The 13,372-nt window shown below is 66.4% G+C and carries 11 protein-coding genes and 1 pseudogene; 5 read left to right on the plus strand and 7 right to left on the minus strand.

The features are described 5' to 3' along the window. Positions 1 to 36 precede the first annotated feature (36 nt). Complete coding sequence (locus ABQZ00_RS19600; RefSeq protein WP_193552417.1) at positions 37 to 612, plus strand: DUF2059 domain-containing protein; 576 nt, start codon at positions 37 to 39, stop codon at positions 610 to 612. Positions 613 to 1,325: 713 nt separating this feature from the next. Here the strand turns inward: ABQZ00_RS19600 and ABQZ00_RS19605 are convergent. After that, on the minus strand, positions 1,326 to 2,096 hold the full coding sequence (locus ABQZ00_RS19605) for a pseudouridine synthase (RefSeq protein ID WP_323538417.1): 771 nt from the start codon (positions 2,094 to 2,096) through the stop codon (positions 1,326 to 1,328). Between the two features lie 81 nt (positions 2,097 to 2,177). Between ABQZ00_RS19605 and ABQZ00_RS19610 the strand changes: the two genes are divergently transcribed. After that, positions 2,178 to 2,639, plus strand: coding sequence for a thioredoxin family protein (locus ABQZ00_RS19610; protein WP_323538416.1), 462 nt, complete (start codon positions 2,178 to 2,180; stop codon positions 2,637 to 2,639). A gap of 171 nt (positions 2,640 to 2,810) precedes the next feature. Here ABQZ00_RS19610 and ubiB read toward each other — a convergent pair whose 3' ends face one another. Both ubiB and ABQZ00_RS19620 read right to left on the minus strand, forming a co-directional pair. Then, the gene (gene ubiB / locus ABQZ00_RS19615; RefSeq protein WP_323538415.1) at positions 2,811 to 4,484 is read right to left on the minus strand and encodes a ubiquinone biosynthesis regulatory protein kinase UbiB; all 1,674 of its coding nucleotides are present in this window, start codon (positions 4,482 to 4,484) and stop codon (positions 2,811 to 2,813) included. Then, complete coding sequence (locus ABQZ00_RS19620; RefSeq protein ID WP_323538414.1) at positions 4,481 to 5,125, minus strand: ubiquinone biosynthesis accessory factor UbiJ; 645 nt, start codon at positions 5,123 to 5,125, stop codon at positions 4,481 to 4,483. The genes ubiB and ABQZ00_RS19620 overlap by 4 nt, the downstream gene beginning before the upstream one ends. Positions 5,126 to 5,472: 347 nt before the next feature. Between ABQZ00_RS19620 and ddlA the strand changes: the two are divergent. Together ddlA and ABQZ00_RS19630 are read left to right on the plus strand one after the other, a co-directional pair. Then, positions 5,473 to 6,578: pseudogene (gene ddlA / locus ABQZ00_RS19625) on the plus strand (D-alanine--D-alanine ligase). Then, on the plus strand, positions 6,575 to 7,057 hold the full coding sequence (locus tag ABQZ00_RS19630) for a GNAT family N-acetyltransferase (protein ID WP_323538413.1): 483 nt from the start codon (positions 6,575 to 6,577) through the stop codon (positions 7,055 to 7,057). The pseudogene ddlA and the gene ABQZ00_RS19630 overlap by 4 nt, the downstream one beginning before the upstream one ends. 115 nt (positions 7,058 to 7,172) lie before the next feature. Here the strand turns inward: ABQZ00_RS19630 and ABQZ00_RS19635 are convergent, their stop codons facing one another. Both ABQZ00_RS19635 and oleD read right to left on the minus strand, forming a co-directional pair. Next, positions 7,173 to 7,331, minus strand: coding sequence for a DUF1328 domain-containing protein (locus ABQZ00_RS19635; RefSeq protein ID WP_003468167.1), 159 nt, complete (start codon positions 7,329 to 7,331; stop codon positions 7,173 to 7,175). A 64-nt stretch (positions 7,332 to 7,395) separates the two neighbouring features. Continuing rightward, on the minus strand, positions 7,396 to 8,406 hold the full coding sequence (gene oleD, locus ABQZ00_RS19640; RefSeq protein WP_323520997.1) for a 2-alkyl-3-oxoalkanoate reductase: 1,011 nt from the start codon (positions 8,404 to 8,406) through the stop codon (positions 7,396 to 7,398). 198 nt (positions 8,407 to 8,604) lie between these two features. Here oleD and ABQZ00_RS19645 point away from each other — a divergent pair, with 198 nt between their 5' ends. Then, a complete protein-coding gene (locus ABQZ00_RS19645) occupies positions 8,605 to 9,759 on the plus strand; it encodes a serine hydrolase domain-containing protein (protein ID WP_323538412.1) in 1,155 nt (384 codons plus the stop codon). A gap of 324 nt (positions 9,760 to 10,083) precedes the next feature. Here the strand turns inward: ABQZ00_RS19645 and ABQZ00_RS19650 are convergent, their stop codons facing one another. Together ABQZ00_RS19650 and oleC are read right to left on the minus strand one after the other, a co-directional pair. Further along, positions 10,084 to 11,637, minus strand: coding sequence for a winged helix-turn-helix domain-containing protein (locus ABQZ00_RS19650; RefSeq protein WP_323538411.1), 1,554 nt, complete (start codon positions 11,635 to 11,637; stop codon positions 10,084 to 10,086). 8 nt (positions 11,638 to 11,645) lie between these two features. Beyond that, positions 11,646 to 13,298, minus strand: coding sequence for an olefin beta-lactone synthetase (gene oleC / locus ABQZ00_RS19655; RefSeq protein WP_323538661.1), 1,653 nt, complete (start codon positions 13,296 to 13,298; stop codon positions 11,646 to 11,648). Positions 13,299 to 13,372: the final 74 nt, after the last annotated feature.

Here is a 13,372-nt window from a genome sequence, read left to right on the forward strand (position 1 = left end):
GCGGCGTGGACGCGCGCGCGAACGCCTGCTTCCCGTATCCTGCGGCCGGTTCCCCGATCGCAGGATGCTCCGATGACACCTCATTCGTTCGCCGCCGCAGGCGCGCTTGCCCGCCGTCTGCTGCTGCTCGCCCTGCTGGCGGTGGCCGCCCCGGCCGCGCTGGCGCAGGCACCCACCGATGCCGACGTCAACCGTCTGCTGGCCGCCTCGCGCGCGCAGACCATGCTCGACACCATGCTGCCGCAGATCGAAGCGATGCAGCAGCAGCAATTCGCCCAGCTCACCGCGCAGCGCCAGTTCGACGCCGATCAGCAGGCGCAGCTGCAACGCATCCAGGAACGCACCCGCCAGACCGTGCGCAAGGCGCTGTCGTGGTCGGAGCTGCGCCCGATGTACGTGGACATCTACAAGCGCTCGTTCTCGCGCGAGGACGTGCTGGCGATGGCCGAGTTCTACGAGAGCTCGGCCGGCCAGAGCCTGCTGGACAAGACACCGGCGCTGACCCAGAACCTGATGGGCGCCATCCAGCAGAAGATGCTGCCGCTGTTTGCCGATCTGCAGAAGGATCTGGAAAAAATCGTCAACGAGCCTGCGGCGGCCAAGAAGCCCTGAAGGACGGCAGCCGGGAATGAGGAGGCAGCCGGGAATGAGGAGTGGGAATTCGTCGGTGCGCGATTCCTGCAACGGTTGCCGATGCGAGTTGCGTGCGTTGCCGGTGACGGGTGCGTCACCTTTTCAGCTGGCGGAAGACGACTGTCTTGCCGCTTTCCCGCCGGAAGAATTGCTGTCTTGAGCCCGCGGTGGCGAGCGTACCCCCATCCGCCCTTCGGGCACCTTCCCCCGCAAGCGAGGGAAGGAAGCAACTCGGAAGGCGACCAGGGAGGGCGGTAACGCGGGAAGGTGAACATTGCGCGTCGCGCGTGAGCCCCTCTCCCGCCTGCGGGAGAGGGGTTGGGGTGAGGGGATGCTTGCGCAGATGTCTAGCAGGCTGAGTGGACGTTTCGATCAGGCTCAGTAGACGTCTCGATCTCTCTTGGCGCTTCTGCCGCCGGAAGAGCTGCTGCCTTGAGCCCGCAGCGGCGAGCCTGCCCCCATCCGCCCTTCGGGCACCTTCCCCCGCAAGCGAGGGAAGGAAGCAACGCAGGGAAGAAAGCCACGCGGGGAAGGCGACCAGGGAGGGCGGCAACGCGGGAAGGCGAATATTGCGCGTCGCGCTTGAGCCCCTCTCCCGCCTGCGGGAGAGGGGTTGGGGGGGTGAGGGGATGCTTGCGCAGATGTCTTGCAGGCTGAGTGGACGTCTCGATCTCTGAACCAGGCACGCCACATCACGCTGGTTGCGCTACTCCCAACTCCGCAATCTCCCACCCAAACAACGCACACGCCTTGGCAAATTCCACATCCAGCGGCGCGGTGATGCTGATGCGCCTGCCATCGGCCGGATGCGGAAATTCCAGGCGCTCGGCGTGCAACAGCATGCGGTGGATACCGAGCATGCGGAAACTGCGGTTGTGGCGTCCATCGCCATGGCTGGTGTCGCCGATCATGTGATGCGACAGATGCTTCATGTGCCGGCGAATCTGCCGAAAGCGCCCGGTCTGCGGTTGGCAGCGCAGCAGCGCATACCGCGAGGTGGCAAAGCCGGTGGACGGGATCTCCAGCTCGCCGGTCGCCAGCCGCTGGAAGTGCGTCACCGCCGGCTTCTTGACCGGTTTACCGGGGCCGCCATCCAGGTCGTGATCGACGATGAACCGATCCTCGGCCGGCCAGCCGCGGCACACGGTCAGATAATTTTTATCCACCTCGCCGGCCATCAAGGCCTTGCCCAGCGCGCTGGCGCTGTCGCGGTCAAACGCCAGCAGCAGGCAGCCGCTGGTGGCGCGGTCGAGCCGATGCACCAGGAAGATCGGTTTGCCCAGCTGCTCGCGCAGGCGGTCGGCGAGAAAGTCGTCCTCGCCGCGCGCCAGCTTGCTGTCGTGGACCATCAGGCCCGCGGGTTTGTCGACGACGGCCAGGACGTCGTCCTGGTAGAGAATCTGCAGATGCTTGGAGGATATGCTCACCGGCGGATTATCCGCATCGCTGACACCGCATGCCACTGCGCTGCGCTATCCACGCGCCCGTTGACCGCATCAGGCCGCTGGCACAGCATGCCGATTCCCCCTCACGGAGCGTCCCCCATGCGCGCCTTGCTCCTGCTTTGCCTGCTGGCGGTCGCTCCGCTGGCGCAGTCTTCGACCCTGCCGTACGACGACCATGCCGACGCCGGCACCCAGCTGCGCGATGCGCTGGCCGCCGGCAAGAAAACCCACAAACCCACGCTGGTGATTTTCGGCGCCAACTGGTGCCACGACTGCCGTGCGCTGGATACCTCGCTGCACAGCGCAAAGAACGCGCCGCTGATCGACCGCTCGTTTGTTGTGGTCAAGGTGAACGTGGGTAATTTCGACCACAACCTGGACATCAGCCAGCGCTACGGCGACCCGATCCAGAACGGCATCCCGGCTGCGGTGGTGGTATCGCCGGCCGGCACGCTGCTCTACACCACGCGTGCCGGCGAGCTGGCCAACGCACGCCAGATGAGCGACGACGGCATCTATCAGTTCTTCGACCAAGTGGCGCACGCCCACCGCGCGCCCTGACGCGCGGGTGTGCAGGATTGGCGGTGCGGGCTCACACCAGGGCGCGAACCGCCACCCGTTCGCGTGTGCCCGGCAACATCGCGCTGCATGTCACGGCCGCGGTGTGCAGCGATGCGCTGCACGCGGGCAGTGCAGCAGCGTGCACGCGCGGATTGTCGCGCAGCCAGTTGCCTAGCGACGCAGCCAGGCGACCAGCAACGCGACCGACCCGGCGCCGCCGCTGATCCAGCTCCACACCGGCACTGTGCCCAGGTACCAGCCATTCGGATGCAGGCCGTACAACACGGCCGCCACCACCAACAGCCCGCTGCCGGTGATGGCCGTGACCACGCGGGTCTGCAGCTTGCGCAGGCTGATGTCCAGCGCGCGCAATTCGCTCGAGCGAATGTCCAGCTGATGCCGGCCTTCCACCTGCTGCTTCAACCAGCTGTGCACCAGGCGCGGCATGTCCGGTGCGTGGGTCATGATTTCCGGTAGCCGCTTGCTCAGTTCGCCCAGCATCCTGCGCGGGCTGTAGCGCTCGCGCAGGATGCGCTCCAGCACCGGTCGCGCCACCGCCCAGATATCCAGCTTGGGATCGAGCTGACGGCCGACACCTTCGATGTTGAGCAGCGTCTTCTGCAGCAGGATCAACTGCGGCTGCAGCGTCAACTCGTAGCGCTGCGCCACGCGGAACAACTTGATCAGCACCTGCGCCAGCGAAATTTCCGACAGCGGCCGGGTGAAGTACGGCTCGCACACCGAGCGCGCGGCCGCTTCCAACTCGTCGATGCGCACGTTGGACGGCATCCAGCCCGCCTCCACGTGCAGCTCGGCCATGCGGCGATAATCCTTGTGGAAGATCGCCATGAAGTTCTCGGCCAGGTAGTACTGATCTTCCTGCGAGAGCTGGCCCATGATGCCGAAATCCAGCGCGATGAAACGCGGATTGAGGCGCCGCTCCGGGTCCGAATCGACCCAGATGTTGCCGGCGTGCGCATCGGCATGGAAGAAGTTGTCGCGGAACACTTGCGTGTAGAACACGCGCACGCCTTTGGCCGCCAGCGCCTTGCGGTCGATGCCGGCGGCATCGAGCTTGGCGATGTCGTCGGACGGAATGCCGTACACGCGCTCCAGCGTGAGCGCGCGCTCGGCGGTGTGCGACCAGATCACTTCCGGCACGTACAGATCGTCCGAGCCTTCCCAGAACCGGCGCAGCACGCTGGCATTGGCGCCTTCGCGCTGCAGATCGAGTTCGGCCGACAAGGTGCCTTCGATCTCGGCCACCACTTCGCGCGGACGGATCTTGTCGGCGCGCGGATGGGTGCGTTCGACCAGCGTGGCCAGCGAATGCAGCAGCGCGATATCGGCGTCGATCTGACGCTCGATGTCCGGGCGCAACACCTTGACCACCACTTCGCGGCGCACGCCGTTGGCATCGGGCGGCAAGGTGGCCGCATGCACCTGCGCGATCGAGGCCGATGCCAGCGGCACGGTGTCGAACGAGGCGAATGCCACGCTGACCGGCAGGCCGAGCGCGCCTTCCACGATCAGGCGCGCGGCCTGCCCATCGAACGGCTTGACCCGGTCCTGCAGCAAGGTGAGTTCTTCGGCCACGTCGGCGGGAATCAGGTCGCGGCGGGTCGACAGGATCTGCCCGAACTTGACGAAGATCGGGCCGAGTTCCTGCAATGCCAACCGCAGCCGTGCACCGCGCGATTGCGCGGCGATTTCGGCGCTGGCACGCGGCACGAACGGCTTGGCCAAGCGCAGCCAGCGTTCGGCGGCGGTGCCTTGCAGCAGGTCGTCCAGGCGGTAGCGCAAAATCACTCGGCCAATGCGGCTGGCCCGCAAAATCGCCTTCATGCCGCGCCTCCGGCGGCACGCAGGCGGCTCACGCGCGCGGCCATCCGCTCCACGTCGTCGCGCAGTTCGTCCACATCATCGTGGAAGGCCTCGAGCTCGGCACGCGGCACCACATCGCGCGATTCTTCGGTGACGAATTCGGCCGCGCTATGCGCCAGATCCGAGGCGCTGCGACGCGCCTGCTGCAACGCTGCACGCACCGCGCCGGCGATCTGCACGCCCAGGATCTCGCCGAACACCGCCACGAACGGCAACTGCCAATCCGGGTCGAAGCGGCCGGCCAGTTGCTGCAGCTGACGCGCCAGTTCCGCATCGCCGGAGACCTTGAGCCGCCCCGCCGGTGCACCACTGCGGCGCGCGTTGGCCAGAAACGGCAGCTGCCCCAGCAACCCGGCCAGGCTGCTGCGCACCGCCAGATCCGGCTCGTGTGTCTGATCGACCGGGCCGACCAGCAGCTGGCACTCGTGCACGCGGATCTGCAGCGCCAAGGCGGGCGCGTCCAGGGTCAGCGCGATGCGCTGGCCTTCCAGCGGCAACAGGGCGTCGCGGGTATCCGGGTCCAGCGCGAGTGCGCGATTGAGCGCGGCCTGCAGGGCCTGGCCGGCGAGCGGCTTGAGGGAATTGAAGAGTGATCCGGGCATGGGCGCATTCTACCGCCCCTGCATGTCGCAGCTGACTGACGGTGATGAGGCGCTGCGCGCCGGAGGCTGTTGCGGTGGCCATGGCAGGCGCGTGCTTGGCGGTGGAGCGATCGATGCAGGGGTCGCTGTCTGGATTGCCTGGATTGCCTGGACGGTCGGCGCGCACTGCACGGCGGCTCGCCGGGATGCTGCGCTTTGTAGGCCGCACGTCATGGGCCATCGCGCCCTGCGGCGATGAGCGCGGCGTCCGTGCACAGCTGCCGACCGCGCAGGATCTGCCGACTTCCTTCGGCCGGCCGGTCACGGGCATGCTGGCGCCCTTCTCGAACAGTTGGCAGGAGCAGGCGATGCGCAAGATCCGGGTCGGTCTCATCTTTGGCGGCAAATCCGCCGAGCACGAGGTTTCGCTGCAATCGGCGCGCAACCTCCTGGACGCGCTCGACCCGCAGCGCTTCGAGCCGGTGCTGATCGGCATCGACAAGCAGGGCCAGTGGCATCTGAGCGCGCCGGACAGCTTTCTGCACGATGCCGACGACCCGGGCCGGATCGCCCTGCACCGCAGCGGCCGCTCGGTGGCGGTGCTACCCGGCGCTGAGCAGGCGCAGCTGCGGCCGGTGGATACCGAGCAGGCGCTGGCGCAGATCGATGTGGTGTTTCCGATCGTGCACGGCACCCTGGGCGAGGACGGCTCGCTGCAGGGCTTGTTGCGCATGGCCAACCTGCCCTTCGTCGGCTCCGGCGTGCTTGGTTCGGCGGTGGCGATGGACAAGGACATGGCCAAGCGCGTGCTGCGCGATGCAGGCCTGGCGGTGGCGCCGTTTGTCTGCTTCAACCGCCACACCGCCGCGCAGGCCGATGTGGATGCGCTGATCGCGCAGTTGGGGTTGCCGCTGTTCGTCAAGCCGGCCAACCAGGGCTCATCGGTGGGCGTCAGCCGGGTGCGCAGCGCGGACGCCTTTGCCGCCGCGCTCGCATTGGCGTTGTCCTACGACCACAAGGTGCTGGTGGAAGCGGCCATTGTCGGTCGCGAGATCGAATGCGCGGTGCTGGGCAATGCCACGCCACAGGCCAGCGTGTGCGGCGAGGTGGTGGTACACGATGCGTTTTATTCGTACGACACCAAATACATCAGCGCAGATGGCGCCGACATCGTGATCCCCGCCGATCTCGATGCGCAGACGCAGCAGCGCATCCAGCAACTTGCGGTGCAGGCGTACAAGCACTGGACTGTGCCGGCATGGCACGCGTGGATGTGTTCCTGTGTGCGGACGGGCGCATCGTGATCAACGAGGTCAATACGCTGCCTGGCTTCACCAGCATAAGCATGTATCCAAAACTATGGCAGGCAAGCGGGCTGGACTATCGTAGTTTGATCACGCAGTTGATCGAGCTGGCCTTGCAACGGCATGCGGACGATCAACTGCTGCGCAGCGCGGTGGACGCGCGCGCATGAGTGCGGCGCAGTTACGCGCAGTGCAAGCGCACGACCATGCGGCACTGCTCGCACTCAACAATACGCACGCCACCGCACTGTCGTTGCTCGATGCCGATGGGCTCACTGCTTTGTTGCAGATGGCCTGGCACGCCCGCCTCGTCCCACCGGCCGACGGCCTGTTGATCGCACTGGATCAGAGCGCTGCCTATGCCAATGCGAACTTTGCATGGCTGGCGGAGCGCTTCGCGCGCTTTGTGTACGTGGACCGGATCGTGATCGCCGCCCATGCGCAGCGACGCGGCCTTGCTGTGCAGCTGTACGACGACCTCATCCGCAGCGCGCGTGCAGCAGCGCAACCGCGCGTGGTGTGCGAAGTCAATCTAAGCCCGCCCAACCCGGCCTCACTCGCATTGCATCGACACCTGGGATTCGTGCCGATCGGCGATACGGTGTTGGCCAATGGCAAGCAAGTGCAATACCTGGAAAAGTTGCTGTGAGATGCAAAAATCCGGCTAAAAATCGCCATAACGCACATGACCCGCCTCCTTGCGGAAGCGGGCCATGTGAGCGCCGACCGGCAGCGCCGCTGCCGTGACGTATCGCGGTGAGGCGTTAGACCTTGCCGCGACGGAACATCGAGATCACTGCCAGGATCAGGAACACCACGAACAGGATCCAGGCGATGTTGGTCGCCGCACCGGCGATACCGCTGAAGCCCAGCACAGCGGCGATGATGGCGATGACGAAAAAGATGATGGCGTAATGCAGCATGGCAAGGGTTCCAGAAGTTGTCGTGCCGAATCGGCGCAGACGTATCCTGATCAGATGGCGGTCTTTATCGAGTGATGGCGATGTCGTTGGAAGATGAGGATCGCAGCCGATTCAGGCCTTCTTCGATGCTGATACGCGGCACATAGCCGAAGTCGCGGCGCGCTGGTTCCATGCTGTACCAATGCGGCGTACACAACTGTTCGACCAAGAACCGCGTCAACGGCACTTCGCCTGGCAGACGCAACAGTGGCCATAAGGTTTCGCACACCGCACCGATGCGATACGCGGTCTTGAACGACAACGAGCGCGTTACTGCCGGCGCGTCCACGGCCGCGAGCAAGCGATTGAGCAACTCGCGCATCGGCAACGGTTCGCCGTTGGAAATGAAGTACGCCTTGCCCGCGCAGGCAGCGCCCTGCGCAAGATGGTCGAACGCATCGAAATGCGCTTGTGCGGCGTTGTCGATGTACGTGCTGTCCACCAGGTTGCTGCCATCGCCCACCATGCGCAGGCGACCGGCGCGTGCGCGTGCCGCCAGCCGCGGCAACAGATGATTGTCGCCCGGCCCCCAGATCAACCGCGGACGCAATGCCACCGTGGCCAGCTGCGCATCGTTGGCCGCAAGGACCGCACGCTCGGCGATCGCCTTGGTCGCTGCGTACGCGGCGCGCAGGTCTTCGCCATACGGCACTTCGTCGGCGCCCAGGCCCTCCACCGGATGGGTGGCGCGATGGGTGACGCTGGGCGTGGAGGTGTAGATCAGCCGCGGCACGCCATTGGCGCGGCACGCGTCGAGCACGTTCTGCGTGCCCACCACATTGGCCTGGTGATAGCTGTCGTAGCTGCCCCAGGCGCCGGCCTTGGCGGCGTTGTGAAACACCGCATCGACCCCGCTGAAGGCATGCCGCACGGCCTGCGGGTCGGCCAGGTCGCCACGGATCTGGCCCACGCCCAGCGTCTGCAGCACCGGGTAATCGCCGCGCTGGAAACTCACCACCTCGTGCCCGCGCGCACGCAAGCCGCGGCACAACGCCTGGCCAAGAAATCCACCACCGCCGGTCACCAGCACTTTCATCACGCCACACCCATCGCTCCTGCAGGGCGCACACAATAGCCGGACAGGACCGTCAGGGCGACGCGGCGTGCATTTTTTCTCGCGAGCGGTGTAGCTAACCCCTTGATCGCAAAGCCCTTCATAAATCTTCATTGCAGCATCAGGCAGTTCATTCGCGGCGCAGGCGTCATGGCCGGACCCTCGATCGCTGGAGTTGCCATGACCCGCCTGTCACTGCTGTTGCTGCCCCTGTTTTACGTCTCCGCGCTGCACGCCGCGGCACCAGTTGCCGCCTCGACAGCAGCAGCGCCCGCGCCGCCGGCCGCCACACCGCCAGCCCTGGACGACGGCTGGCCGGTCGCCAACGCTGCCGCCAAGGGCTGGAACCTTCCGCTGCTGGCGCAGATGGAGCAGGCGCTCGCCGCCGATCTGGCCCCCTCCACCACCAGCCTGGTGATCGCACGCGACGGCGTATTGGTCTACGAGCGCTACCTGGGCGATGCCGATCGACAGACCCTGCACGACACCCGCTCGTTGACCAAGAGCGTGACCGGATTGCTGGTCGGGGCGGCCATCGCGCGCAAGCTGATCCCCGACGTGCAGGCCAAGGTCTACGACGCTTTTGGCGAGCGGCACTGGCAGCACCCCGATCCGCGCAAGCGTGCGATCACCGTCGAAGACCTGCTGACGATGAGCTCGCAGCTGGAATGCAACGACGAAAATACATTTTCGGCCGGCAACGAAGAACGCATGTACGTGAGTGCGGACTGGACGCAGTTCGCGCTGGATCTACCGATCCGCGGCTATGCGCCGTGGACGCCGCGGCCCGCACAGAGCCCGCACGGCCGCGCGTTTTCCTATTGCACCGCCGGCTCCTTCCTGCTGGGTGCGATGCTGGAAAAAGTCGCCGGCAAGCCGCTGCAGGCCTTTTCGGCGCAAGTGTTGGAAACACCGCTGGGCATCGAGCGGGCGCAGTGGAACCTGTCGTCCGAAGGTGTGGGCATGGGCGGTGGCGGCACTCGCTACCGCAGCCGCGACCTGGCAAAGCTCGGCCAACTGCTGCTGGCACACGGCCGCTGGCAAGGCCGCCAGGTGATTCCTGCCGACTGGGTGCAGGCGATGACCAGCGTGCATGCGCAGGCACGCGAGGATGCCGATTACGGCTATCTGATCTGGCACTTCCGGTTTCCGGTGCGCGGTGTGCAACGCGATACCTGGGCGATGTCCGGCAATGGCGGCAACTACGTGTTCGTGGTGCCTGACGAACGCCTGGTGGTGGTGCTCACACGCAGCGCGTACAACACGCGGCAGATGCACCAACAGTCGCAGCGCTTGCTGACCGACTATGTGCTCAAGGCGCTGCCTGAGCACTGAGAGCGGGTAAAACAACGTCGCAAGCAGTCGTCAGCTGGGTGTGGACGGCGCGCTCTGACTCGGCATGTACGCGTGGCACTGCCAGACCGAGCACCGGTCGCACCTGCCTGGCGGTGAACGCAGCTGTCAGTTAGCCGCTCCAAAACGCTAGTTGGCGTGCATGGCGTGTTCGCCCCCCGGACCTGGCAACCGATGCCACACCACACCGACGCGCCGCAGGGCGCGGCCGGTGCCTGCTGCGCGCAGATATCAATGGCCCATTCTGGATCTGGCCTCACCGTCTGAGCATGCAGTCGGCCCGTCCGGAGCACGCTCACCCAAGTGTCAGTCGTCGTTGGATGTTGCCTGCGCACGCAGCACATCAGCACGCCGTACCTGACCACGCTGGGCAGCAAGATCGGCATCGATACGTGCCAGCAAGGCGGCAAACTCCGGCAACCCGCGCAATGGCTGCAGCAGCGGCGATTGACGCAAATAGCCGGCGTTGCGGTAGCCGGCGGCCTCGGCGCGTTGCAAGGCGCGCATCGCCGCGTCGGGCGCATCCGCACTCAGCAACAGCACCGCGGCATCGACTGCATCGAACGGGTCGCCGCCACGCGCGACGCTGCCGAGCAACTCCTGCGCATGCGCGGTCAGCGTGGCGGCTGGCGGAGGCGGCTCGGCGTGCAGCGCCCACACCACCGTCTGCGCAAAGCTACCCTGTGGACGCAGCTGCAAGGCCCGCCGCGCCGCGCTGCGTGCAAGCGTGGTGTCGCCACGCGACCACGCCAGCTGCGCTTGCAACAAGGACAGCCCGGCATAGTCGGTGCCGCGGCCCAACGCTTCGTTCAATGCCGTCTGCGCCTCTGCCGCGCGGCCATGCTCGAACAGAAACGTGGGCCAGGCCAGATTGGAAAACGCATCGTCCGGATACAGCTGAAAGTTCTGCCGATAGCGTGCTTCGGCGCCACTCGCATAGCCGAGCAGGCTCAGGTTGCTGGCAATCTGGATCGGCAGAAAGCGCACGCGTTTTGGCTCGCGCACGGCCAGGTTGGCCGACAGCGCCTGCACCAGTTTGCCCTGTCGCTCGTACAGGTAGGCGGCCGAGCCGCGCACGGCATCGGCCGCTGGATCCAGCTGCAACGCCTGCTCGTAGGCGGCCAGTGCAGCGCCATTGCGGCCCTGACAATCCAGCGCGTAACCACGCGCAGCGTAGGCGGCCGCAAGGCGTGGTTGCGCCTTGATCACCGCATCGGCCAGTTGCTGGGCCTGCTGTGCAAATCCGCCGTCGCCATCGTATTGGCACACGCGTGCGGCGTAGGCACGACTGAGCCCGAGCTGGGCCTGCCGATCGTCCGGCGCTTGCTGCAGACGTTGGCGATACAGACCGATTGCGCGGTCGTTGTCGTCGCGCTGGCCGATGCCGGCGTAGTAGTCGGCACGTTGCAGCAACGCCGCCTTCGCGGGTGGTGGGTCGCCACGCTGCACCCACCAGGCCGCACCGCCGCCTACCACGACCAGCATCGCCACGGCAGCGGCGATCCAGGCGCCATACCGCCGTGGCGCGGGCACAGGTGGCGCCTGTTCCTGCTGCACCGGCACGCACAGTTGATAGCCCTGCCCCCGTACCGAGCGCAGATAGCGCGGCTGCCGCGAGTCGTCGCCCAAGGCCTGCCGTAGCAGCCGCACACGTTGGGTGACGGTTTCTTCGTTGACCAGCGCCGGTGCCCACACGTTCTGGATCAATGCGTCAAAATCCACCACGCGTTGGCCCTGCTGCAGCATGTAGTGCAACAGGCGAAAACTCAGCCCACCCACCTCAAGCGCCACGCCGTCGCGCTCCACGCGCTGCCGCGCCACATCGATGCGCAGATCATCCAGACGATAATGCGCGGACATCGTGGACGTCAGGAGCGCTGCTGCGCCGCCCAGACCGCCAGTTTTTCGCGGCCGATCTTGGCGTTGTGGCGAATATCGACCGGAAAGCCGGAATGCCGCAGAAAACGCGTAATGCCGGCGGTATGCGGATGCGCCGCGCCCAGCGCACGCAATGCGGTTTGCACGTCCGCAAAAGCCGATGCCGACACGCCCGGCTGCAACTCCACGCACAGCACCGGTTGCTGTTGCCCGGGCGCGCCTACACCGACCAAGGCGGTGCGCCGCACCTGTGGATGCACGTTGAACACCGGCTCCACCTGTTCGGTGTACAGCGGGCCGGTGGCCGTTTCCACGCGATGGGTCTTGCGCCCGCAAAACCACAAGCGTCCTTCCGCATCGAAATAGCCGACATCGCCCATGCGGTGCACGATGCGCTCGCTGCCATCGTCGCTGCGCTCACGGATCTTGGCGATGCGTGTGGCCGCGTCGCGATTGAAGTAGGTATCGGTGGTGGTGGGGCCGGCGACAGTGATCTCGCCGACGTCACCCAAGGCAAGCACCCGCGCGCCGCTCCAATCGGCAATGGCCGCATCGTCGATGGCGATGATGCGCACCTCATTGGGCGCGACGACCTGCCCCACGCAGGTGCCGGCCCCGGCTTCGGTGGCGGCACGGGTCGCGTCCAGCGTGCGGCCTTCGATCGCCGCTACCGGCAGACATTCGGTGGCGCCGTACGGGGTCCAGAATTGCGCATCGGCCGGCAGCAGCGCGCGGATGGTGGCCACCACATCGGGCGGCACCGGTGCGCCTGCCGACGTTGCCAGGCGCACGTTGGGCAGCGGCTGCCCATAGTCGGCCAGCACGCGCATCAGCGCCGGCGAGCCGAACAACTGCGTCACTCCGAAGCGGTTGAGCGCATCGTGCAGCTTGCGCGGGTCGGCGGTGGCCGGACGGGTCGGGTCCATATCCGGGATCACCGAGGTCAGCCCCAAGGCCGGATCGAACAAGGCAAACGGTGGAAACGTCGGCAGATCCACGCCACCGGGCTGCATGCCGAACGCGTTGCGCAGCAGCTCGATCTGTCCGACAAAATGCCGGTGCCGGTACACCACGCCCTTGGGCACGCCGGTGGAGCCGCTGGTGAACAGGATCGCCGCCACATCGTCCGGTGCGGTATCGGCCAGTTGGCTGCCAGCGCCGGCGCCATCGCGCTCTACGCGCGCCAGCGTCACCCCGCCCCAGCCGTAGCGTCCACCGACAGTGACGATCTGCTTGGCAGAGCGCGCCCAACGCAGCAACCGGCGCGCCAGCTGCGCGAGCGGAATCCCGATAAACGCCTGTGGCTGCGCTTCGTCCAGGCACTGTTTGAGCGCGCGTTTGTCGATGCCCGGGTCGACCAGCACCGGCACCGCACCGGCCTTGAACAACGCAAACATCAGCAGGAAGAACTCCGGCGACGGCCGCACCATCACCACTGCACGTGCGCCACGGCCGATGCCGTGCAGTGCCAGGCCGGCCGCGATCGCATCGCTGCGTGCATCCAGTTCGGCATAGCTCAAGGTCACGTCGTAGGCCGCAAACCCGTTGGCGGCGCGGCGGCCGGGGCAGCGGATGGCGATCTGATCGGGGCGCTCGCGCGCCAGCTGCGGCAAGGTGGCAGCGATATTGCAGAGAGTGGTCATCGCCGTATTATCACTCATGCACTCATGGTGCCGGCCGCTTGCATCTATTTCCAGGATCAGGCGCGCACTAGCCC

It is taken from the genome of Xanthomonas sp. WHRI 10204 (assembly GCF_040202875.1).
In the GTDB taxonomy this organism is placed as follows: Bacteria; Pseudomonadota; Gammaproteobacteria; order Xanthomonadales; family Xanthomonadaceae; genus Xanthomonas.

Coding starts and splice junctions, on each gene's coding strand:
- ABQZ00_RS19610 (WP_323538416.1), top strand. CDS start 2,178: ATGCGCGCCTTGCTCCTGCTTTGCCTGCTGGCGGTCGCTCCGCTGGCG.
- ubiB (WP_323538415.1), bottom strand. CDS start 4,484: ATGAAGGCGATTTTGCGGGCCAGCCGCATTGGCCGAGTGATTTTGCGC.
- ABQZ00_RS19620 (WP_323538414.1), bottom strand. CDS start 5,125: ATGCCCGGATCACTCTTCAATTCCCTCAAGCCGCTCGCCGGCCAGGCC.
- ABQZ00_RS19630 (WP_323538413.1), top strand. CDS start 6,575: ATGAGTGCGGCGCAGTTACGCGCAGTGCAAGCGCACGACCATGCGGCA.
- ABQZ00_RS19635 (WP_003468167.1), bottom strand. CDS start 7,331: ATGCTGCATTACGCCATCATCTTTTTCGTCATCGCCATCATCGCCGCT.
- oleD (WP_323520997.1), bottom strand. CDS start 8,406: ATGAAAGTGCTGGTGACCGGCGGTGGTGGATTTCTTGGCCAGGCGTTG.
- ABQZ00_RS19645 (WP_323538412.1), top strand. CDS start 8,605: ATGACCCGCCTGTCACTGCTGTTGCTGCCCCTGTTTTACGTCTCCGCG.
- ABQZ00_RS19650 (WP_323538411.1), bottom strand. CDS start 11,637: ATGTCCGCGCATTATCGTCTGGATGATCTGCGCATCGATGTGGCGCGG.
- oleC (WP_323538661.1), bottom strand. CDS start 13,298: ATGACCACTCTCTGCAATATCGCTGCCACCTTGCCGCAGCTGGCGCGC.